Origin of the sequence: Haloferax sp. Atlit-12N (genome assembly GCF_003383095.1) — an archaeon.
GTDB lineage: Archaea > Halobacteriota > Halobacteria > Halobacteriales > Haloferacaceae > Haloferax.
In genome coordinates, this window is the sequence record NZ_PSYW01000004.1 from 75,227 (window position 1) to 96,536 (window position 21,310).

Sequence of the window (21,310 nt, forward strand, 5' to 3'; positions counted from 1 at the left end):
CGGGCGCAGTCGCCCGAAAAGTGTGGAAATTGTAGAAATTGTAGACGGAGCTGTGTCAGTCGTCGCTCCGCTGTCGCTGCACGGACGGCCTCGCGGCCGTCGCCGACTCGGTGAAGACGAACCGAGCGCCACCGGTCGAACCGCGCTCCGCGGTCGGCGTCCAGTCGTGGGCGGCCGCGATTCGCTTGACGATAGCGAGGCCGAGGCCGCCGCCGCGGCGCTCGCTCACGCCGGTCTCGAAGCACTCCGCGGGCGAGCGGTCGTCGGGAAAACCGTCGCCGTCGTCCTCGACGTAGAAGCCGTCATGAGTCCGACCGACAGTCACCGTCACCTCGGAGCCACCGTGGTCGACGGCGTTCTCGAACAGGTTTTCGAGGAGCTGTCGGAGCCTGCTCTCGTCGGCCGCGACGGTCGGTGACGCGCCGCCGTCCGTCCGGTCGAACCGCAGTTCGGCGTCGGCGGTCGGGACGGTCTCCCACGCCCGCTCGGCCGCGTGCCAGAAGTCGAGCGGCTCCGTCTCGACGACAGTCTCGCCTTGCGTGGCGAGCATCGTCAGGTCCGAGAGCAACTCCTCGACGCGGTCCAGACTCTGACCGAGCTTTCGGAGGTCCTCGGGGTCCGCGTCGTCGGGCGACTCGGCGACGATGTCGAAGTAGCCCCGGGCGGTCGTGAGCGGCGTCCGGAGATCGTGGGAGACGACGCGCGTGAACTCGCTGAGACGCTCGTTCTGCCGTTCGAGCAGACGCTGGCGGGCGTTGCGTTCCGTCACCTCGCGCTGGAAGCCGATGTAGTTCGTGACGCTCCCGTCGTCGTCGCGGACCGGCGTTATCTCGCATTGGTTCCAAAACGGCGTCCCGTCGCGGCGGTAGTTGAGGAGTTCGATACTGCACGGCACCTCGTCGGCGATGGCTTCGCGGAACCGCTCGCAGTCCTCCTCGTCGGTGTCCGGTCCCCGCAGGACGCGGTGGTTCTCGCCGAGAACCTCGTCGGCGTCGTAGCCGGTGAGCTCTTCGAAGGCGGCGTTCGCGTAGACGATGGGACAGTCGTCCTCGCTCGGGCCCGTGATAGTGATGCCGACCGAGGCCTCGTCGATGGCGCGGCGCATCAGCGACAGTTCGGCCTCCTGTGCCAGTCGCTCGGAGATGTCCCGGAGGATGCCCGTCGTGCCGACGACCTCGAAATCGTCGTCGTGCAGGAGCGCGAGATGACACTCCATGGGCACGCAGTCACGGCCGTCGCCGTCCGCCGCGAGGAGCGTCGTCTCGAAGGTGAGCCGGTCTGTCTCCGCGCCGTCGCCGAGCGACGCCCGGAGCGACTCGTAGGTCTCGTAGTCCGCGTCGGGGAGGTACGACGAGAGGTGCGAGCCGAGGACGCGCTCGCGGTCGTGGCCGACGAGGTCGGCGAAGGCGTCGTTGACGTGCTCGATGCGGTCGTCGGCGTCGAGGGAGTAGACCGGGTCGCCCGCGGCGCGGATGATGTGCTCGTCACGTGCGAGTTCGTCCCGGCGGGCCTGCTCGTCGGAGATGTCCCGGAGGATGCCGACCGAGCCGCGGAACTCCTCGCCCTCGTAGGGCAGATACCCCATGTGGTCGCGGCACGGCACCGCCTCGCCGTCGGCGGTCCGTATCTCGATTTCGAACTGGGTCGTGTCGGGGCCGCTCGACGAGAGAATCCCCCCGAGCTCGCCGGCCGCCTTCCGCACGTCTCCGTCGTCCTTCACGAGTTCCGGGCCGCCCCCGAGAATCTCCTCGACGGCGTAACCCGAGAGGTCCGCGAAGGCGTCGTTCACGTAGGTGAACTGCCCGCGCTCGTCGACGACGTACACGGGGTAGCCGAGGGCTTCGAGGACGGTCTCGTAGCGCTCCGCGCGACGGGTCGCCCGGTGCTCCGAGACGCTGTTTTCGATGCGGTTGACGAGCAGTTCGTACTGCTCGGAGGAGGGCTGTTTCTGCAGGTAGTCGGTGACGCCCGCGGAGATGGCGTCGCTCGCGACCTCCTCGCTCCCCTTGCCAGTAAAGAGGATGAAAGGGAGCGAGCCGTGTTCCTCGCGGACCGTCTCGAGGAGTTCGACGCCGGTCATCGCCGGCATGTCGTAGTCGCTGACCACGCAGTCGATGTCAGAATCACAAACGATATCGAGTACGGCTTCGGGATCCGCACAGGTCGTCACCTCGAACGAAGAGAGCTTTCGAAGGTACGTCTCGCCGAGGTCCAAGAGCGCCGAATCGTCGTCTACGTAGACGACGTGTGGGGATTCCGAGGCAGTCATCGATAGTTACCAAATAGTAACTACCGGGACGACACATAAGTTCGACCTCTATAGTTAGGGACCTATGGAGACAGGGTCGATTTCGAATCTAATAACGAAGAACCGCGTGTGACGGAGGCGACCGAGTTCTGACGGGCGGCGAGCGACCGCCGGTCGAACTCGGCCGTCCGTTAGAACTCGCCGGCGACGATGTCGGCGACGCGGCCGCGGTCGAACAGGCGTTCTCCCGCCGGAATCTTGGGGTACGACTCGCCGTCGCCGTAGCCGGGCCACGCGCCGAAGCGGTCGGGAAAGAGCTGTTTGGCGGTCATCTCCAGCTGGAACAGGTTCATAATCGGTCCCTGCATCCCGTTTCCGGACGGGTAGTACCGACCGTCGCGGAACGCAGGCACCTCGTCCGCGAGGGGGTCCGAAAGCACCTCTTCGCGGTTCGAGCGAAACGAGTCGCCAAGCGCGGTCCCCCAGTACCGGAGGACGACGTCGGGCGCAGTCTCGACCATCGCCCCGTAGTCGTACGACCCGTCCGACCCGGTCTGGGCGTCGGTCGCCGCGAACGCGTTCTGCATCCCGAACGGGCGGAGGTGCGCCCAGAGGTAGCCGTCTCCCGTGAAGTCGTACGGCCAGAACGTCCCGCCAGTGTCGGCGACGACCGCGAGGGACGGTCGCTCGGACGCCGGCGGGAGGTCCGCCCGTATCCGGGCGACGAGGTCGTCCCGGAGCGACTTGAACGCCCGGTAGCGCTCTTCCTCCCGGAACACCGCCGCGATGTGACCGAGGTACTCCCAGAGCGTGTAGTGCTCGTAGCGGTCGCGGCAGGGTTCCGGCGGTTCGGCGTTCGTCCGGCTGTAGTAGTTGCCGAACCACGGGCCTACGTCGGTCGCGATTGACGCCACCTCGTCTTCAGTCCAGTCGAAGGAGGGACTCCGGAGAAGACACGGGTCGAGGAAGTGAACATCGCTGTCCAGTTCGTAGAACAACTCCCTATCGAGGGCGTTCGGATTGGACGCCGGCGTGACGCGGCCGAGTTCCTCCCACTCGAAGTCCACGCCGTCGAGCGCGTCGTAGTAGTAGTCGACCGTGTTGCCGAACAGTTCCTTGTCGTAGCCGATGCCAGTGATGGCGTCGCCGTGGCCGAAGGCGACCGCCGCGTCGGCCGAGACCGGGTAGTAGGTCAGGGCACGTTCCGGCACGGCGTCGAACTCGACCGCACCGACCGGGGCCATCGACACCGAGTACGACCCGTCGCTCGTCTCGGTTTCGGTCGGAGGTTCCGTCTCGGCGGTCGACGCCGTCGCGGTCGCATCACCCGTCACGCCGGCGGTCTCGGTCGTCGTCGAATCCGTTGAATCGCCCGTGCAACCGGCGAGCAGTCCGCCCGCGGCGACCGCGCTTCCGTACTTGAGATACCGTCGCCGCGTTGGCTCCGGTCGGTGGCTGTCTTCGTCTGCCATATTTTTAGGCTAGCCTAAAGTAATAAAGATGCTTCGGACGTTCGGCTGTCGGGGAGAGTCTCCCGCGACGACCCGAAAGCGACACCTCCGTCCAACGAGAACCCCCTGAGCATGACGCGGGACGGGCGCGCCGAGGAGCTGGAGCCGGCGAAGCGGCGTATCATGGAGGCGACGTACAGGGCGCTACAGAAACACGGCTACGGCAATCTGACGATGCAGGACATCGCCGACGAGTTCGAGAACAGCAAGGCGCTCCTGTACTATCACTACGACGGGAAAGACGAGCTACTGGTCGACTTCCTCGACTACGTGCTCGCGGAGTTCCTGAACGGCCTCCCGCGAGGGGACCGCACGCCCAGAGAGGAACTCGAAACGGTGGTCGAGACGCTCCTGCCCGAAACGCTCTCGGAGGAGGCCTACCGGCTCCAGCTCTCCATGTTCGAACTGCGGATGAACGCCCGGCACGACGAGGACTACCGCGAGGGGTACCGCCACATCGACGAGGAACTCACGGCGCACCTGCGGGATATCATCGAACGCGGAATCGAAGCCGGCGAGTTCGAGGCGGTCGACCCCGACGCCGAAGCCGAACTGTTCCTCTCGATTCTGACCGGGACGCGCGCCCGCCGACTGACGGTGTTTGAGCCCGACGAGCCAATCGAGTCGCTCCGGGCGGCTATCGACTCGCACATCGACCGCATCTCGGCGTAGCGACCTCGACCCCGGCATCGACCCCGACCGAACGTGGCCGGCTGGTCCACCGGAACGTGAACCCTTATTCGCCCGGCGTCCGTCGGTTCCGACCATGACACCGCGACCGTCGACCTTCTCAATCGTCGCCCGCGACCCCGAACAGGACGCCGTCGGCGTCGCCGTCCAGTCGAAGTTTGTGAGCGTCGGCTCCGTCGTCCCGTTCGTCAGCGCTGACGCCGGCGCAATCGCCACCCAGAGCTTCGCGAACGTCGCCTACGGCCCCGACGGATTGGACCTCCTGCGCGAGGGGCACTCGGCCGAGGAAGTCGTCGCCGAACTGACCGACGCCGACGACGAGGCCCCGAGCAGGCAGGTCGGCGTCGTGGGGACGGACGGGAGCATTGCGGCGTTCACCGGCGACGAGTGCTTCGACGTGGCCGGCGACATCCAGGGAGACCACTACACCGTTCAGGGGAACATCCTCGAAAACGAGGCGACACTCGACGCGATGGCCGAGGCGTTCGAGACGACCGACGGCAGCCTCCCAGAACGCCTGCTCGCGGCGCTCCACGCCGGCAACGACGCCGGTGGCGACAAGCGCGGTGAGCAGTCGGCGGCGATGTACATCGCCAAGCCCGAGGGCGGCTACGACGGCGGCAACGACCGCTGGGTCGACGTGCGCGTCGACGACCACGACCACCCGATAGACGAACTCGAACGCGTGTTCAAGCTGTACGACATCACGCTCTTGGAGCGCGAAGCGCCCGCCGAAACCATGTCGCTGTCGGGCGAGACTGCCGAGGCGGTCCTCGAAACGCTCTCCGAACTCGGCTTCTACGACGGGACGACGAGCAGCGAGTTCGACGACGAGGCCGTCGCGGCGCTCGAATCGTTCCGAGGCATGAACAACTTCGAGAACCACTCGCTTTCGGTCCTCGAAGACGCCATCGCCCGCGGCTGGGACGACGTTGATAGCGGGGAGACAGCAAGCGAGGGCGAGGGCGAGGCAGCGGACAAAGACGATTCGCCGGACGGACTCGACGGAGAAGCGCGGCTCATCGAAGCGATTTGGCAGGGCCTCAGCAGGCTCGATAGGAAGTAATCGGAGAAAATCAGTCGCGTCGTTCGTCGTGTTCGTTCGTTCGTCGAAGCGCGCCGGGTGCGATGGCGTTGGTGGGTCACCGCGGCGCACCGACAGGGCCGCGCGGGGAAGGACGGTCCCGCTCAGCCGAGGAGGTACTTGAGCGCGGGGCGCTGGCGGACGAACTCCATCTTCTCGATGATGGTGTCGAGGCCGAGGATGCGGCCCGCGGCGAGGGTGCCGACGATGACGAACATCATCAGCCCGAACAGGTCACCGTTGACCAAGCCGTGGCCCCAGTCGGCGTTCCCGAGGTAGAAGAACACCATCAGGACGCCGCCGAAGAAGGCGGCGAGCCGGACGAGTGCACCCACGATGAGTCCGAGGCCGATGAGCGTCTCACCCCACGGAATCATGAAGTTCGTGAAGTCGAGGAGCCACGGAGTCGCGGCGGCCCACGCGAAGAAGCCCTGCAGCGGCGAGGCGTCGGGGGCGTTCGCGAGGTAGCCCGCGGCGTTGAAGCCACCGATCTTCGTCACACCGGCGTGGAAGAACCAGTAACCGGTGATGAGGCGGGTCAACACGAGCACGTAGCCCGTGACGCCCTGCGAGTAGTCGAAGTCCATCTTGTTCCCCAGCATCTCGATTTGTGAGTTAGCGGCCATTGTCTTTCACCTAACAAGTGAACGAACGACCCCCCAGAGCATATAAAGAGAGCGTGATTTCCGAATCTAAGGAATCGAGAACGACCGAAATCGAAAGTGTGGGCCACGATACCGTCCAGTTCTGTCGTCGTTCGAACTCGGAACTCAGCTGTCGGTCGAGTCGAGCACGGTGTGGCTCGGGACCGCCGCCACGGAGTCCGCACCCTCGGCGACCGTCGTATCCCTGTACGCCGCGATTCGCTCGGCGATGGCGACCTCCATGTCGCGCATGAAGTCGTCGACGGTGTTGCCCATCAGGACGACCGGGTCGCCCTCGGCGAGCATCTCGTCGAGGACCACGCCGGCGTCGTCGTCGGGGGTGTGTTGGGTTGTGGGCACGTCGACGGCGCGGGCGAACGCGCCGGTCTCTGCGCCGCCGACCCTGACGCGGTCGATGCAGTCGCGCTCGGCGAGGAGGTTCACGTACTCGGCGAACGAGGCCGTCCGTCCCCGGCGGTCGATGCGAAGGTAGACGAACGGGAGGATTTGCTCGTCGTCCTCAGTGAGGGCGCGGCGGACGAGTTCGGTGCTCTCGACGTCGTTGACCTCGGCGGCGTTGTAGACACGGCCACCGGGGACGCGTGACCACTCGGGTTGCATCGCGTCGAGGTAGGCGTCGAGTTCGCCTGCGGGGAGCGGGTCTTCGCCGAGCCACTCCAACACGGCGTCGATGGCGTGGACGGTCTCCGCGCCGATGAGGTCCGCGTGGCGCGGCGGGACCTCGACCTGCTCGATGGTCGCACCGCGGTGTTCCAGTTCCTCGCGCATATAGTCGTGAATGACCGGATGTTGCTCGCCGCTGATGACGTGGGTGTCCGCCGGGACTGCCCGGGCGAGCGACCGAGCGATGTCCTGTCGTCGCCGGCCGAGCGTGTCGTTGTGGTCGTTTCGGACGTTGGTCAACACGAGCACGTCGGGGTCGACGAACGTCCGGTTGACGAGCCCCGTCGTGTACTCGGTAATCGCCTGGTTCTCGAAGATACCGATGTCGTCTGGGGCGTAAGCGTCGAGTTCGGGGGCGAACTCGCCGATGACGTTGATGTTCTCGTAGAGCGTCGTCCGCGGACCGAGCCGCGAAATAGGGTAGACTTCGCCGTTGTGGATGACGACGGGGTAGTTACCCGTTATCTTGGTGAACGTGTCGTAGCCCCGGCGGTTGAACACGTCGTCGAGGCGGCGGGTCGTCGAGGACTTCCCGCGCGACCCGGAGACGACGATACGGGTGTCGAAGCGGTCGAGTGCCTCGCGGTGGCGGCGGCCGCGGGAAAGCTCAGAGAGCAGTTCGCGTATCGACGGCAGGCCGACGCGAACCGGGTCGGGGTCGGCCTGCCAGTCGTGCTCCGCGCCGACCATGAACACCGGGAGCGCGCCCTTCGCGACCGCGGCGAACCGCGTAATCGACTCGCGGGCGGCGTCCTCGGAGGGGTACTGCTGGGCGCTGTGTGCGAGCGTCTCGTCGTCAGTCTCCAGTCGCCAGACCCAGTCGTGTCCGTCGGCGGCGTACTCGCCGGCGGCGTCGGGGTAGCGCTCGGTCACGAACGCGGCCGACCGAACTGCCGGTCCCGCGAACGTCGCCGCGGCGTCGCCCTCGGCGACGGCGCTTCTGACGCGGTCGACGGCCATCCGGGCGTCTTTCGAGCGGTCGTAGTGGCTCCCGCAGTGGGCGACCGGTTCGCTCCCGTCTCGGAGCCGCCAACACCAACCGAAGCCGCGGCCGTAGACCTCAAAAGCGGTGTCGCTCACGACCCGTCACCTCCCGAGAGCACCGACGCCGAGAGCACGGCGTCGTCGTCCGGTTGCCGCACGGTCTGGACATACGCGAAGGCGAACGCGCCGAGCGTGACGACGACCCCGGCGGTGACCACCGGCACCGAAAGCGCCTGCGGGAAGCCGTTGGGTCCGGGGGCCGCGAGCGCGCGGACGAGAAGCAGCATCGGGACGAACACGGCGAGTTGGAGCGGGGCGACGAGCTGCCGCTCTTTCGGCGCGGTCGCGTGAGCGTTGTACGCCATGACGCCCGCGACGACGCCGACGAAGAACGCCGCGAGGCCGCGCGAGATAGGGAGCAAAACGGTGAACCCGAGAGTAACGACGACGGCGAACGCCGACCCCGCACCCAAGAGCACCCGCCCGTACCGGAGCGTCCGGCGGTGGACGGCCGTGATGAAGAGATACGACAACGCGGCGACGACGACGTAGAGAACGAACAACCAGCGGCTCTCGACCGTGAACACGGCCACGAGTGCGGCGGCGATAACGCCGGTCCGCACGTCGAACTGTGAGCGAAGCCACTCGGCGGCGAGCATCCCGACGACGAGCACGAACACGAGGCTCTGGCGAGGCATGAGCGACGACTCGGGCGAGTCGAGCACGACCGCCCCGCGGAGGACCGCAATTTCTGAAGTCTCGCTGAACAGCACCGCGGGCGTGAGCCCGCCGACGGCCCGCGCGATTCCCGGCGAAACGAGCGCCGCGCCGACGGCCACGAGGCCGGCGAAGACGACGAGCATCGCGAGCGCGTCGTTCCGGCGGTGGCCCGGTTTCATCTGGTGGTAGTTGTAGGCAGCCAGCCCCGGCAGGATGCTGCCGACGAAGGCAATATTTCGAACGTCGCCCGAGAACTGAGAGAGCGTCGCCAACAGCGTCACCGGGATGAGTGTCCCGACGAGAATCGCCGCGAGGAGTTCGCTGCGGCCGTAAATGAGCGTCCGGCGCTTCAAGAAGTCGAGACCGACGTACGCGAGCAGGGTGCTCAGGAGGAACACCGGGAACATCGCGAAGTTCTTGAGCGTGTAGACGGCGAGCACGCCGAGCGTAATCGTGCCGCCGAGTCGGTAGCCGCGAAGTTGGGTTACGCCGGCGACGACGAGGAAGCCGAACGCAGCGACGAGAGTGGCGATTAGCATGACGAGACACCGTGGTTACGAGCGTGTAGTCGGCTCATGAGAGGATTCGTTCGACGCGGGCGCGCAGTTCGAACGGTCTGAAGGGTTTGGTCACGAAGTCGGTAGCATCGAGGTCGAGCGCCCGGAGCACGTCGGCCTCGCGCCCGCGGGAGGTGAGAACGACGACAGGGAGCGACGCGAGGTCGTCGTCGTCCGCCCCGCGAAGTCGTTCGAGCGTCCCGAACCCGTCGAGTTCGGGCATCATCACGTCGAAGATGGCGAGGGCGGGGTCCGGCGCGTCGTCGTCGGTCAGATACGCCCACGCGGCCTCACCGTCCTCGACGGGCACCACGTCGTACGCCGAGAGCGTCTCGACTATCATCTGTCGCATCGGTTCGTCGTCTTCGGCAATGAGTATCGTGTGTGTCATTCGTCTGGTTCCTCGGAATCAGTCGTCTGCGGCCGTCCCGGCTGCGTCACGAACTCGAACCGCGCGCCGCCCTCGGCCGATTCGGTGAGCGAGACAGACCAACCGTGCGCATCGGCGATGTCGCGGACGATGGCGAGGCCGTAGCCGGTCCCCCGCGGCGTCGTGGTGTAGCCGTGGTCGAAGACGTGTTCGCGCGTCTCCTCGGGGATGCCGACGCCGGTGTCCTCAACGTAGAACCCGATTCGGTCGTCGAGCGCGCCGACGCGGACGGCAAGCGGGTCGTCCGACGAAGCAAGCGGGTCGTCCGACGAAGTTCCACTACCCGTCGAGCCGTGCTCGACAGCATTCCGAAAGAGGTTCTCGAAGAGCCTGAGCAGGCGGCCGTCGTCGCCCTCGACGACGAACAACTCCTCGCGGACGAGTGTCGCGTCGTCGGTGTCGACGAAGCGCCACGCGTGGTCGACGACGCGGGCGAGGTCGACGGGTTTGGCGTCGACCACGGGCGTCCGCTGGCGTGCGAGGTCGAGGACTTCCTCGACCAGTCCAGACATCCGCTCGACCGCGTTGGCGGCGCGTTCGAGGTGCGCCCGCTCGCCCGACTCCATCCCGAGGTCGAGGTAGCCGGTCGCCACCGCGAGCGGGTTGCGGAGGTCGTGGGCGACGATGGAGACGAAGTCGTCGAGTCGCTCGTTGGCCGCCGCGAGGTCGGCCTCGCGGTTGCGAAGTTCCTGTTCGCGAACGGTCGCCGAGAGCGCGGTGGCGACCGTGGAGCCGAGGAGTTCGAGCAGGTCCACGTCCACCTCGAGGAACGCGTCGGCGTCGGTCGAGACGACGAGGAGACCGTGGCTCCCGAGCGGGACGCGGAGGGCCGACGCTGCGTCCGACTCGGGGGGAAGGAGTCGGTCATCGACGGCCGCGGAGTCAACTCGGGTGATCGCGTCCGACTCGGAGCCGCCCGGGACGGTCTCGATTCGAACCGCCGACTCGAACCCGTCGCCCGTCGAAGCGGCCGGCGACAGGCCCCCGCCGTCGTCGGCGAGCCAGATGGCGGCCTCGGTGCCGGGGACGAGTTCGGGGACGACCTCGACCGCCAGCGACGCGACCTCCTCGACGCTCTCGGTGAGGATGAGGTCCCGCGTGACCGCCTGTAGCGCCCGGAGACCGTCCTCCAACCGGGCGCGGTCGGTGACGTCGATGGCGACGCCGAGGAGCTTCGACACCTCGCCGTCGTCGTCGAAGACGGGGCGGTACCACACGTCGTAGACCGCGCCGCGGTACTCGATTCGCGTGTCGACCGCCTCACCCGACAGGCCGCGGGCGATGGCGTCGGTGGCCGCGGGCGTGTCGTCGTACAGGTCGAAGGCTGACTGCCCGACCACCTGGCCGGGTTCGCGGCCGAGCGACTCCAGACCGGCACCCTCGGACAAGGTGAACACGCCCTCGGAGTCGAACGCCGAGAGGATGACCGGCAGGTTCTGCAGCAGCGTCTCGAGGCGCTGGTTGGTCGATTCGAGGGCCTGGAGGTAGCGCTTCCGCGTCGTCACGTCGCGGAAGTAGACCGACAGTCCCGACGGCGAGGGGTACGCGCGAATCTCGAACCAACTGTCGTGCTGCTCGGCGTAGGTCTCGAACGTCACCGGCTCTTGGGTCCGCATCGCCTCGTGGTACTTTTCGTACAGTTCGGTGTCGGCGACCGACGGGTAGCGGTCCCAGATGCGCTCGCCGAGGACCGGCTCTCGAACCTCGCCGAAGACGGTTCTCGCGCGGTCGTTGAAGTAGACGAAGCGCCAGTCGGTGTCGAGAGCGAAGAAGGCGTCCGTCATGCGTTCGAGCAGTTCGCCCCGTTGGGTGGTGGCGACCTCGCGGTCGGTCACGTCTCGCGGGATGCCGACGACGCCGGTCACCTTCTCACCGTCGGCGGCCGGCGAAAGCAGGAGTTCGAACAACCGCGGGTCTCCCTCGGCGTCGACGAACCGAACGTCGAGGCGCTCGGTGGTCCCCTCCGAGAGGACCCGTGAGACGGCGTCGCGGTACCGCTCGTACTCGCTCGCGGGGAACAGGCCGGCGTCGACGAGCGATTCGAACTGCTCGCCGCGGAGCGACTCGGAGGTGCTGCCCGTTATCTCCTCGATTCGGGGGTTCACGTACTCGACGCGGCTGTCCTCGTCGAGGACGAACGCGCCGTCTTCCATCGCCTCGACGATGACGCGGTGACTCCGTGTGCCGGGGCGGGAGTCACCGACGTCCGGGTTCACGAGCGACCGGACAGACTCGACGAGTTCCGCGTGGGAGTCGTCGGCGTCGTCGCGGACCAGATAGTCGTCGACGCCGAGCGAGACGGCGCGGGCGGCGAAGGCCTCGTCGCCAGCGGCGGCGTAGACGACCACCGGGTACTCGGCGCGAGAGCCGCCGTCGGAGGAAACGAGCGCGTCCAAGTCGGTTCCGTCAGGGAGAGAGGCGGCGGCGACGAGACAGGAGACGGGCCGGTCGGCGAGCGCAGAGCGCGCGGCGTCGGCGCTCTCAGCATGCGCGACCGGACGCTCGAAGGCGTCCCGAAGCGCTGAGACGACCGAATCGGAAGCAGCGCCGTCGGCCGCAACGTAGAAAATCGCGCCGGCGGAGATGCTCCCTGAACTCGGGGGAAACATGTTAGATACGAGATATTCGGAGAGCCAATAATATCTTGCGGGCGAAGCGGCCGGCTCACCGGGAGACGGTGGTCGAACGCGACCGGATGAGCGGACGGTCGAAGCGCCGTCGCCGCCTACCCCTGTCCGACCATCCGCTCTTCGTCGTCCCACTCGCGCTTGCGGAGTTCGTACTTCTGAATCTTTCCGGTCGCGGTTTTGGGAATCTCCTCGACGAACTCGAACTCGCGGATGGCCTTGTAGCCGGCGAGGCGGTCGCGGGTGTACTCGGTCAACTCCTCGGCGGTGACGCCGGGGTTGTCCACGTCGCCGTTCGCTGGGACGACGAACGCCTTCGGCGTCTCGCCCCACTTCTCGGACGGCGCAGGGATGACCGCCACGTCGCCGACGGCGTCGTGGTCGAACAGCGTGTCCTCCAGTTCGACCGAGGAGATGTTCTCGCCGCCGGAGATGATGATGTCCTTCTTGCGGTCCTGAATCGCTATCATGCCGTCCTCGTTGACGACGGCGAGGTCGCCGGTGTGGTACCAGCCTTCGAGGCGGTCGTTGAACGCGTCGTGGGTCTCGTCGGGCTTGTTCCAGTACTTCTCCATCACCTGATTGCCGCGGACGACCACCTCGCCGATGGTAGCGTCGTCGCGCGGGACCTGCTCGCCGTCCTCGTCGACGACGCGCAGGTCGGTCCCGAGCGGGGCGACGCCCTGCCGCTGTTTGAGCGAGAAGCGCAGGCCACCCTCGTCGGGGATGAGGCGGTTCGCGTCCGAGGTGGCGATGAGCGGGCCGGTCTCGGTCGCGCCGTAGAGTTGGGTGAACTCCCAGCCGAACTCGGATTCGGTGTGACGAATCGTCGCGCTCGGCGCGGCGCTCCCGGCGGCGGTCACGCGGACCGGGTTGTCGCCGGTGTAGGCCGGGTCGTGCTCCTCGGCGTACTCCCGAAGGATGGACAGCACGGTCGGCGCACAGCAGAAGAAGGACACGTCCTCGGTGGCGATGGCGTCGAACACCTGCTCGGCGTCGACCCCGCGGGTGCAGACGTGTTTCGCGCCGCGGCCGGTGACGGCGTAGATGTGGCCCCAGCCGTTGACGTGGAACATCGGGAGCGTCCAGAGGTAGACGTCGTCGTCGGTGATGTGGTGGTGAATCGTCACCAGTTGGGCGTGGAGCGACTCGGTGCGATGGGTCCGACAGACGCCTTTCGGGTCGCCGGTCGTGCCCGAGGTGTAGTTGATGGTGATGAGTTCGTCCTCGGACATCTCGGGGCGCTCGTAGTCGTCGGCGTCGGCCTCGTCGAGGAACGCCTCGAAGTCGAGCCAGTCGCCGTCGACGGCGGCGGGGTCGTTCGTCACGAACACCTCGGCGGGCACGTCGTCGCGGACGGCTTCGATTTTGCCCGCGTACTGGTAGTCGGCGTAGACCACGCTCGCGCCGGAGTCCGAGAGCAGGTACTCGTAGTCCTCGGTCGTGAGTCGGTAGTTCAGCGGGACGTGGAGCGCGCCGCACTGCATCGCGCCGAAGGCCGCTTCGAGGTGGTAGTGCGTGTTGGGGTCGAGCACCGCGACCCGGTCGCCCTTCTCGACGCCGCGGGATTGAAGCGCCGCCGAAAACCTGTCCACCCGCTCGCCGAACTGCGCGTAGGTAAAGCGCTCACCGTCGACGCCGACGATGGCCTCGTAATCGCCGTAGTACGTCCGAGCCCGGTCGAGGAAGTCCGTCACGAGTAACTGTTTCTTCATTCATGATAGACCGAGCAGTCGAGCGAACTAAACGCACCACTTCCGGCAACATTTCACAGAATCGACGTGACCACCACAGTATGGCGGGGGACGTCGTCGGCGAGTGGTTTGGACCCTCCACTGGAGGAGGTTCGGACTCCCCTTCGCGCCGCCGAAACGAACACCTTTGAACCGCGCGGCCCTGACTCCCGGCAGATGACGACGCCGACCCTCCTCGTCGCGGGGACCGCGAGCCACGTGGGCAAGAGCACCGTCGCGGCCGGACTCTGCCGCCTGTTCGCCGACCGCGGCCTCTCGGTCGCGCCGTTCAAGGCGCAGAACATGAGCAACAACGCCCGCGCGGTCGCGACCGCCGACAGCGACGACTTCGGCGAAATCGGCGTCTCGCAGTACGTGCAGGCCCGCGCCGCGCGGGTCGCGCCGACGACCGACCACAACCCGGTCCTGCTCAAGCCCCACGGCGACGGCACCTCGCAACTGGTCGTCCACGGCCGAGCGGTCGGTCTCAACTCCGCGGGCGACTACTACGCGACCCACTGGGAGGACGCCCGCAAGGCGGCGGTCGAATCGCATCGTCGGCTGGCGACCGAGTCGGACGTGGTCGTCGCCGAGGGGGCCGGCTCTATCGCCGAGATAAACCTCCACGACCGCGATTTGGCCAACATCGAGACCGCCCGCTTCGCCGACGCCGACATCCTCATCGCGGCCGATATCGAGCGCGGCGGCGTCTTCGCCAGCCTGCTCGGGACGCTCGAACTGCTCCCCGAAGACGTACGCGAGCGGGTCGTCGGCGCGGTCATCACGAAGTTCCGCGGCGACCCGAGCCTCCTCGAACCGGGGCTCGACGAAATCGAGGAGCGAACCGGCGTGCCCGTCCTCGGCGTGCTTCCCTACGACGACCCCGGTCTCCCGGAGGAGGACAGCCTCGCGCTCCCCGCGGAAGGCGAGCGCGCCACCGTCGGCGACGACGACGGCGTCGCGGCCGAGCACGCTGTCACCATCGGCGTGCCGCGACTCCCACGCATCTCGAACGCGACGGACTTCGGCCCGCTGGCCGAGACGCCGGGCGTCCGGGTCGCCTACCTCCCGCTCGACGCGACGCTGGACGGCATCGACGGGGTGGTCCTCCCCGGCAGCAAGAACACGGTCGACGACCTGCTCGCGCTCCGCGACGCCGGCTTCGACGACGAACTCGCCGGCTTCGACGGCCCGGTCGTCGGCATCTGCGGCGGCTACCAACTGCTCGGCGAGACCATCGAGAACGCCGACATCGAGGGGACGGCGGCCGACGAGACGGTCGAAGGGTTCGGGCTGCTGCCGATAGTCACGCGATTCTCCCGCGACAAGCGAGTCGAACCCGTCTCGGTCGAGTTCGACGGCGCGGGACCGCTGGCCGGCGCGACGGGGACCATCGACGGCTACGAGATACACATGGGCGACAGCCAAATCGTCGGCGACGCGACCCCGGTTTCGGGCGACGGCGCGGCGCTCGGGCGAGTCGCAGGGACGTACATCCACGACCTGTTCGCCAACGACTCGCCGCGGAACGCGTTCGTGGACGCCGTGTACGAGTCGGCCGGGCGCGACCGGCCGGCGTCGGAGACGGCCGAAGCCGACGCGGACGCCGGCGCGTCGGGCGACCCCTACGACCGTGCCGCCGCGCTCGTCGACGACAACCTCGACGTGGCGGCGCTCTGCGACGTACTCGGGCTAGAGTAAGGGGAGTCGCCGGTAGTCGCCGGGAGGGCAGTCACCGCATCGGCGACCGGTCGCCAGCGAGCCCGGTAACACGTCTGTAACCACCTGACACCACCGTCAGCGAGCGTTTAACACCCGATAGGCGCTACACACGTTCGTCGGAGCACCCACCGAACTCCACCACCACACTCACATATGTCTCAACAGAAATCCGACTACGCAGACGACGCCGATATCGACGCCGAACTCGACCAGCTCCCCGACGACGAGGTCGTCGAAGCGACCGTCGAGAACCTCGAAGCGAGCGGGTTCGACGTCGTCGTCGTCGATACGGCCGACGAGGCGCTCGAAACTCTGCAGTCGCACATCCCCGCCGACGTCTCCGTGATGAACGGCCACTCGACCACCCTCGAAGAAATCGGGTTCGACGACTACCTGAGCGAGGGCGACCACGAGTGGGAGAGCCTGCCGGACCAGATTTGGAGTATCGACGACGACGCGGAGCGACAGGCCGCCCGCCGCGACTCCCAGACCGCCGACTACTTCCTCGGCGGCATCAACGCCATCTCGCAGACGGGCGACCTCGTCGCCGCGGACCTCTCCGGGAGCCGCATCGGCGCGTACCCCTTCGCCGCCAGCAACGTCGTCATCGTCAGCGGCGTCAACAAAATCGTGCCGACGCTCGACGACGCGCTCGACCGCCTCGAATCCGTCGCGTACCCCCTCGAAAACGAGCGCGCGAAGGAGGCCTACGGCGTCAAGTCGATGATTGCGAAGCAGCTCATCTTCCGGCAGGAAGTCGAGGAGGGCCGCACCACCGTCATTCTCATCCGCGAGCAACTGGGCTACTAAGTCCGACTCGCCGTTCCCTCGACACGTTCCCACGCTCCTCCGGGGAGCTTCCTGCGCCCGGGCAATCCATCACCATCACCACCACCACACCGGGCACCCCACCACAATTCCCCCGGAATCCACCGTTTTGCGGTCCCGCATCGTGAGCCGCGTCTGTTGCCGGCGAAACGCCGGCTCGAACTGAATAGTTCTCGTTGCTCTGTTGAAATCATTAGACCTTGACAGAATCCGCGTGGCACAGACAGAGGGTGTATCAGTCATTACTGAGACCATCGAGACACTGGTAAGTCTGGGCGGCTTACTGAATACTAAACAGAGCGAGACAGGTTATCCAGTCGTCAGTACTTGGGTCGGGAACGTTAATCTCTGCAGTGTACGTACCTGAACCGATGGCCTCTGCTTCGTTGATGTATCCCACGGCCTCTTCAAACGACCACGCCACCGTATCCTCGGGTGCGACTGTTACCTTTCCGCTGCTGGAAGATTTCTGTTCAATCCCAGTCCATCCGGACGAATCTTTGAATCGTATTGTCCACGAGAACGGATTGAATGTTAGTTCTGTCTCAGAGGTGTTATAGAAGGTCAACGTAATCAACTCAGGAGATTTACCAACTGTCTGTGAGGGAAGTAGATACACCGAGGCAGAATCGGTCTCAACCGTGTGCGAACAGATACTGTTGTTTTGGTCCCCGTATGGAGGACAGTCATACTCCGCGATTTCTTCTGCTGACGCTGGTGGGGCAGGAGTAACCGTTTGTCCGACTGACTGCTGTGGACTGAGAGTATTACAGCCACTTAGGAATACAATCCCTGAACCAGCCAATTGGAGGGCCGCACGACGAGACCAAAATCGTGCCATGGCAATTCATAAAAAACCAATCTTGTTAGTTCTTCTGTGAATTAGGTAGAACCGTCTGCAACATACACGCCGTGTATGTAGCACGGCCGCTGAGTTCTATTCAGGTGCTGTCAGAAGCGTCGTGCAAGATCGAGAGGATATGTGCAGTACAAGGATTCCAGCAAGTTCATTGCAGACTCCGACACATCCCATCGTCGCCTTAGGACTCTAAGACATGTCCTCTGCCGATTCACAGCTAGAGTGGACGAGCCCGGAACACGTCGCAACCGTTGCTGTTACTCTTTATATAGGAGATACTGGTAGTGTCCACTTGGATTATCGAGGTACGACCCCGACTCACACCGCCTCACGCCGACTCGCGCGTAACAGGAGGATGCCGAGGCCGACGAACCAGACAATCTGGGTAATCCCGAAGATGCCGCCGCCGACTTCGCCGAGTGCCGGGATGGCTGAGAGGATGCCTGCCGTACCGACCACGAGACCGACGTAGTTCAGCGCTCGGTGTAGTGCCCGTGCCCGTAGTGCGACCACGCTCACCAGAAGGGTCCAGATACCGCCGACGATCTCGTTGCCGCCACCGAGCCCGTCGATGACCGGACTGACCGCCAGCCAGACCGTCGTCGCTTGGGTCGGATCCGTGCCGTACAGATCTACGACGACGCCCGTGGCGATGTTGGCGACCATCCCACTAGCGATGACGAGCCCGGCCCAGATCAGTCCGAACGCGGTCGTTGCCCCCATCAGCATCGGTGCGTTGTTCTTAAGGCGCGCGTGGAGTGACAGGACGAGCGCTACCAGAACGACGCCGAAGACCACGTAGATGAGTAGGTACATCGCGTACAGACTCGTCTGGTTCGCCACGAACAGTTCGACCTGCTGGCGTGGCGCGGTAACGTTCGCAAAGTCGAGGACCACGAGGAAGTACACGATGCCGGCTACGTAGATCGCCGCCTCGGTGAGCGCTGCCAGACCACCGACCCGCAGGTAGTTCCACCGACTCACACTGGCCGGCCGCTCAATACTCTCGACTGCTTGATTAGTAGACGATGCCACTATATACCACTGAGGCTACAATAGCTATCTGAGGAGATAAGGGTGCTGCAGGTGCCTCCACTCGTCAATCATACTGTCCTCGTCCCTGTCCAGACGATTCAGACGAGCTCGCCGTTTTGCCCGATAGTCGAGAAACAAGATCGTCCACAGCATACCGGGTGTGTCTGGACTGCGGACTACCTGATCGGATTCTGACCGAGCACTGTCGAGATCTTGGCGAGCACGCTCAAGAGGGGGCGCTGCAGCCACCAGGGGATCACCGCGAGACGCACGTCCGCCCGGTAGTGGGATAGCACCGCCGCCACCGCGAGTAAGTCCGGCTCCCCACCTGCACTGGCTTCATAGAGCGCCCGAATCGCGCCTTCGAATTCGCCTGGCGGGCGTAGCGTCGTCCGAACGACAAGCGTGTCGGTGCCGCTGTTTCGGATACTATGGGCCTCACCAATCTCGATAGTCAGCGACTCGCCAGGAAGCAAAGTGTGGATTTCGCCGCGTACCGTTACGTCGGCTTGACCCGCTACGACCTCCGAGTGAGCCTCCGCCCTCGGGTGAAGACGGGCGGGCCCACTGTCGATTCCCGGTGGAAGAACACCTTCCATCAGCAAGTACGCGCCTTGTTCGTCAACACTGTCTTCAAGGAACGAGATAGACGCGCCTGTCGACACGTCCTCAATGGTATTCGGATACCCAGGTAGATCGTCGTTGCTAGATCCATCTGGTACCATCGACTGTTGCGTGTCTGTCCGAGATTCCATCCGATCTAGTAGCACTCCGGCCAGCCTAACCATTCCGCACATTCTGTCCCATACGTACTCCTCTCAGTCCCTTTGATTTGGACGAGTCACTCATTAGCGTATTAACAAGTACCAGGAGCCGACGATGGTAGCAACAAATCTCTAACTGACGGTTATGTATATCTAATACAACTGCCAGTTGACGCAAACGATTATTTCGTCTCACATCCTTCGTCTACAGTGATCCTTAGCAGACATACACAGTTGATTGGACTGCGATTCTCGTCATATCGCCATCCCAGTATCTGGTGTCGCTCAGTCAGGATTCCAAGGGGTACACCTAATGTCAACTACAACCGCAGAGCCCGTCGGTGTCGAGCAGACGCCGAACAAACGACCGATCTCAACCAAGAGGATAGCCCGAATAACCGGGCTCCTCTATCTACTGATCTTCGTCACTGCTGGCTTTAGCGAGGGGTTCGTCCGCGCCTCGCTCATCGTCCCCGGCGATGCGACAGCGACTGCCGCAAACATCGTCGCTTCCGAGCAACTGTTTCGGCTCGGTATCGTCAGCGACTTGATCGCCTTTTCAGCTGACGCCGTCGTAGCAGTCCTACTCTACGTTCTCCTCAGACCGGTGAGCCGAACGCTCGCAGTGATGGCCGCATCCTTACGCCTGATTGCCCACCCGGCGATAGCGAGCATCAACATGCTCAACCAGTACATGGCACTCCAGCTGCTGCGCGGCGAGGAGTACTTGACCGTCTTCAGTCCCGAACAAATTGACGCGCTCGTCTTGCTCTTCCTCACCGCACACACCTACGGCTACCTGATCGGTGGGATATTCTTCGGACTGCACCTCATCGTCTTAGGCTACCTGCTCTACAGATCCAGCCTGTTCCCAGCGATTCTCGGTGGGCTAGTCGCCCTCGCAGCAATCGGGTACCTGACCGAGAGCTTCACGTTCTTCCTCATCCCCGCCTACGAACCGGTCGCCACCACGATTGTCATCGTGACTGCCGTCGTCGGTGAAATCGCCCTCGCCCTGTATCTCGTGGTCAAGGGCGTCAGGACGGAGCGGCCGGCAACCCAGGAGGCGGTCCAATGACGGCCAGGAAACAGCGGGCCGAATCGCCCCACTCGACGACCGGTCACGAACCGACCACGATGACTGCGGTCGTCTACTCGGAATACGGAGGTCCTGAGGTGCTCCGACTGGACGAGGTAGACCTGCCCACGCCGGGCGACGACGATGTCCTGGTTCGCGTGATGGCTCGATCCGTCAACGCTGGTGACTGGCACCTGCTGCGCGGAACGCCGTTCCTCGTCCGTCTCGTTTACGGCGGCTACCGCAAACCGAAGTTCCCCATTTTGGGCGTCGATATCGCGGGACGGGTCGAAGCCGTCGGCATGAACGTCGTTGACTTCCAGTCCGGTGACGAAGTCGTCGCCGATCTCTCAAAGAACGGGTTTGGCGGGTTCGCAGAGTACGTCAGTTTGCCAGCCAGCGCTGTCGTGCGCAAGCCGGCCACGGTCTCGTTCGAGGCAGCAGCGGCAGCCCCAACTGCAGGTGTTGCCGCTCTACAGGCACTCCGAGATGTCGGGAAGCTCCAATCAGGTGAAACCGTCCTCGTCAACGGTGCGTCGGGAGGCGTGGGAACTTTCGCCGTGCAGATCGCTAAGTTCCTCGGCGCAGAGGTCACAGCGGTGTGTAGCACAGCGAAGATGGAGACTGTCCGTGCTATCGGGGCGGACCACGTCATCGATTACACGCAGGAGGATGTTACCGAACGCGAGACAGAATACGACCTCATCCTGGACGCGGCAGGTACCCATTCGATGCGATCGTACGCACGAGTCCTTCGCCCGACAGGACGATACGTCTTCGTTGGAGGACCCACGCGACGATTCGTGACCGCACTCCTCGCGGGGCCAATGCTCTCTATGACGGGCGGAAAACGGTTCCGTACCTTCATGCTCAACCCCGACCGGGACGACCTAGCATTCGTGATGGAGCTCCTCGAATCCGGGGATGTCGAGCCCGTTATCGACCGACAGTATCACTTGGGCGAGGTGCCAGCGGCCATTCAGGATCTCGAAGCAGGTCGTGTTACCGGAAAACTCGTCGTCGTGTAGAAATTCGAGATACACGTAATAATTCCTTCTGATGAGTTTGGAAATGAAACCGATTAGGAGAGCCGTTTAGATGCCAACAGAAGC

16 protein-coding genes are annotated in these 21,310 nt (G+C 64.9%); 6 read left to right on the forward strand and 10 right to left on the reverse strand.

What is annotated here, in order from left to right:
- Positions 1-55: 55 nt before the first annotated feature.
- Entirely contained in the window at positions 56-2,269 is a 2,214-nt protein-coding gene (locus tag C5B90_RS16725; RefSeq protein ID WP_115883111.1) for a PAS domain S-box protein, read from the reverse strand.
- A gap of 170 nt (positions 2,270-2,439) precedes the next feature.
- Positions 2,440-3,720: an ABC transporter substrate-binding protein gene (locus tag C5B90_RS16730; RefSeq protein ID WP_115883112.1), complete on the reverse strand. Its 1,281-nt coding sequence runs from the start codon at positions 3,718-3,720 to the stop codon at positions 2,440-2,442.
- Positions 3,721-3,831: 111 nt separating this feature from the next.
- Between C5B90_RS16730 and C5B90_RS16735 the strand changes: the two genes are divergently transcribed.
- Together C5B90_RS16735 and C5B90_RS16740 are read left to right on the forward strand one after the other, a co-directional pair.
- Positions 3,832-4,431, forward strand: a complete 600-nt coding sequence (locus C5B90_RS16735; protein ID WP_115883113.1) for a TetR/AcrR family transcriptional regulator — start codon at positions 3,832-3,834, stop codon at positions 4,429-4,431.
- Positions 4,432-4,525: 94 nt separating this feature from the next.
- On the forward strand, positions 4,526-5,515 hold the full coding sequence (locus C5B90_RS16740) for a DUF1028 domain-containing protein (protein ID WP_115883114.1): 990 nt from the start codon (positions 4,526-4,528) through the stop codon (positions 5,513-5,515).
- A gap of 122 nt (positions 5,516-5,637) precedes the next feature.
- On the opposite strand, the gene C5B90_RS16745 is transcribed toward C5B90_RS16740, so the two are convergent.
- The 6 genes from C5B90_RS16745 to C5B90_RS16770 form a co-directional block, all read right to left on the reverse strand.
- Positions 5,638-6,120: a DoxX family protein gene (locus C5B90_RS16745; protein WP_115883285.1), complete on the reverse strand. Its 483-nt coding sequence runs from the start codon at positions 6,118-6,120 to the stop codon at positions 5,638-5,640.
- Between the two features lie 183 nt (positions 6,121-6,303).
- Positions 6,304-7,941: a Mur ligase family CapB protein gene (locus C5B90_RS16750; RefSeq protein WP_115883115.1), complete on the reverse strand. Its 1,638-nt coding sequence runs from the start codon at positions 7,939-7,941 to the stop codon at positions 6,304-6,306.
- Entirely contained in the window at positions 7,938-9,104 is a 1,167-nt protein-coding gene (locus C5B90_RS16755) for a poly-gamma-glutamate biosynthesis protein PgsC/CapC (RefSeq protein ID WP_115883116.1), read from the reverse strand. Before C5B90_RS16755 ends, C5B90_RS16750 begins: the two co-directional genes overlap by 4 nt.
- A gap of 34 nt (positions 9,105-9,138) precedes the next feature.
- Positions 9,139-9,513 carry a response regulator transcription factor gene (locus tag C5B90_RS16760; RefSeq protein WP_008093966.1) on the reverse strand — a complete coding sequence of 125 codons (375 nt, stop codon included), beginning with the start codon at positions 9,511-9,513 and terminating at the stop codon, positions 9,139-9,141.
- The gene (locus tag C5B90_RS16765; protein WP_115883117.1) at positions 9,510-12,161 is read right to left on the reverse strand and encodes a PAS domain-containing protein; all 2,652 of its coding nucleotides are present in this window, start codon (positions 12,159-12,161) and stop codon (positions 9,510-9,512) included. Before C5B90_RS16765 ends, C5B90_RS16760 begins: the two co-directional genes overlap by 4 nt.
- A 116-nt stretch (positions 12,162-12,277) precedes the next feature.
- Positions 12,278-13,894 (reverse strand): long-chain-fatty-acid--CoA ligase, encoded by a 1,617-nt coding sequence (locus C5B90_RS16770; protein ID WP_115883118.1) that lies wholly within the window; start codon positions 13,892-13,894, stop codon positions 12,278-12,280.
- Positions 13,895-14,089: 195 nt separating this feature from the next.
- On the opposite strand from C5B90_RS16770, the gene C5B90_RS16775 reads away from it, so the two are divergent.
- On the forward strand, positions 14,090-15,613 hold the full coding sequence (locus C5B90_RS16775; protein ID WP_115883119.1) for a cobyric acid synthase: 1,524 nt from the start codon (positions 14,090-14,092) through the stop codon (positions 15,611-15,613).
- Positions 15,614-15,787: 174 nt separating this feature from the next.
- Entirely contained in the window at positions 15,788-16,444 is a 657-nt protein-coding gene (locus C5B90_RS16780) for a lactate utilization protein (protein ID WP_115883120.1), read from the forward strand.
- 1,195 nt (positions 16,445-17,639) lie between these two features.
- On the opposite strand, the gene C5B90_RS16785 is transcribed toward C5B90_RS16780, so the two are convergent.
- Complete coding sequence (locus C5B90_RS16785; RefSeq protein WP_115883121.1) at positions 17,640-18,305, reverse strand: DUF4386 family protein; 666 nt, start codon at positions 18,303-18,305, stop codon at positions 17,640-17,642.
- 227 nt (positions 18,306-18,532) lie between these two features.
- Positions 18,533-19,111: a cupin domain-containing protein gene (locus C5B90_RS16790; protein WP_158547234.1), complete on the reverse strand. Its 579-nt coding sequence runs from the start codon at positions 19,109-19,111 to the stop codon at positions 18,533-18,535.
- Between the two features lie 322 nt (positions 19,112-19,433).
- Here C5B90_RS16790 and C5B90_RS16795 point away from each other — a divergent pair, with 322 nt between their 5' ends.
- Together C5B90_RS16795 and C5B90_RS16800 are read left to right on the forward strand one after the other, a co-directional pair.
- Positions 19,434-20,198 carry a DUF4386 domain-containing protein gene (locus tag C5B90_RS16795; protein ID WP_115883123.1) on the forward strand — a complete coding sequence of 255 codons (765 nt, stop codon included), beginning with the start codon at positions 19,434-19,436 and terminating at the stop codon, positions 20,196-20,198.
- Entirely contained in the window at positions 20,195-21,226 is a 1,032-nt protein-coding gene (locus C5B90_RS16800; protein WP_233512091.1) for an NAD(P)-dependent alcohol dehydrogenase, read from the forward strand. The genes C5B90_RS16795 and C5B90_RS16800 overlap by 4 nt, the downstream gene beginning before the upstream one ends.
- The last annotated feature ends 84 nt before the right edge of the window (positions 21,227-21,310 follow it).

Coding starts and splice junctions, on each gene's coding strand:
- C5B90_RS16745 (WP_115883285.1), bottom strand. CDS start 6,120: ATGGACTTCGACTACTCGCAGGGCGTCACGGGCTACGTGCTCGTGTTG.
- C5B90_RS16770 (WP_115883118.1), bottom strand. CDS start 13,894: ATGAAGAAACAGTTACTCGTGACGGACTTCCTCGACCGGGCTCGGACG.
- C5B90_RS16795 (WP_115883123.1), top strand. CDS start 19,434: ATGTCAACTACAACCGCAGAGCCCGTCGGTGTCGAGCAGACGCCGAAC.
- C5B90_RS16800 (WP_233512091.1), top strand. CDS start 20,195: ATGACGGCCAGGAAACAGCGGGCCGAATCGCCCCACTCGACGACCGGT.
- C5B90_RS16740 (WP_115883114.1), top strand. CDS start 4,526: ATGACACCGCGACCGTCGACCTTCTCAATCGTCGCCCGCGACCCCGAA.
- C5B90_RS16760 (WP_008093966.1), bottom strand. CDS start 9,513: ATGACACACACGATACTCATTGCCGAAGACGACGAACCGATGCGACAG.
- C5B90_RS16725 (WP_115883111.1), bottom strand. CDS start 2,269: ATGACTGCCTCGGAATCCCCACACGTCGTCTACGTAGACGACGATTCG.
- C5B90_RS16790 (WP_158547234.1), bottom strand. CDS start 19,111: ATGGAATCTCGGACAGACACGCAACAGTCGATGGTACCAGATGGATCT.
- C5B90_RS16755 (WP_115883116.1), bottom strand. CDS start 9,104: ATGCTAATCGCCACTCTCGTCGCTGCGTTCGGCTTCCTCGTCGTCGCC.
- C5B90_RS16775 (WP_115883119.1), top strand. CDS start 14,090: ATGACGACGCCGACCCTCCTCGTCGCGGGGACCGCGAGCCACGTGGGC.
- C5B90_RS16735 (WP_115883113.1), top strand. CDS start 3,832: ATGACGCGGGACGGGCGCGCCGAGGAGCTGGAGCCGGCGAAGCGGCGT.
- C5B90_RS16765 (WP_115883117.1), bottom strand. CDS start 12,161: ATGTTTCCCCCGAGTTCAGGGAGCATCTCCGCCGGCGCGATTTTCTAC.
- C5B90_RS16730 (WP_115883112.1), bottom strand. CDS start 3,720: ATGGCAGACGAAGACAGCCACCGACCGGAGCCAACGCGGCGACGGTAT.
- C5B90_RS16780 (WP_115883120.1), top strand. CDS start 15,788: ATGTCTCAACAGAAATCCGACTACGCAGACGACGCCGATATCGACGCC.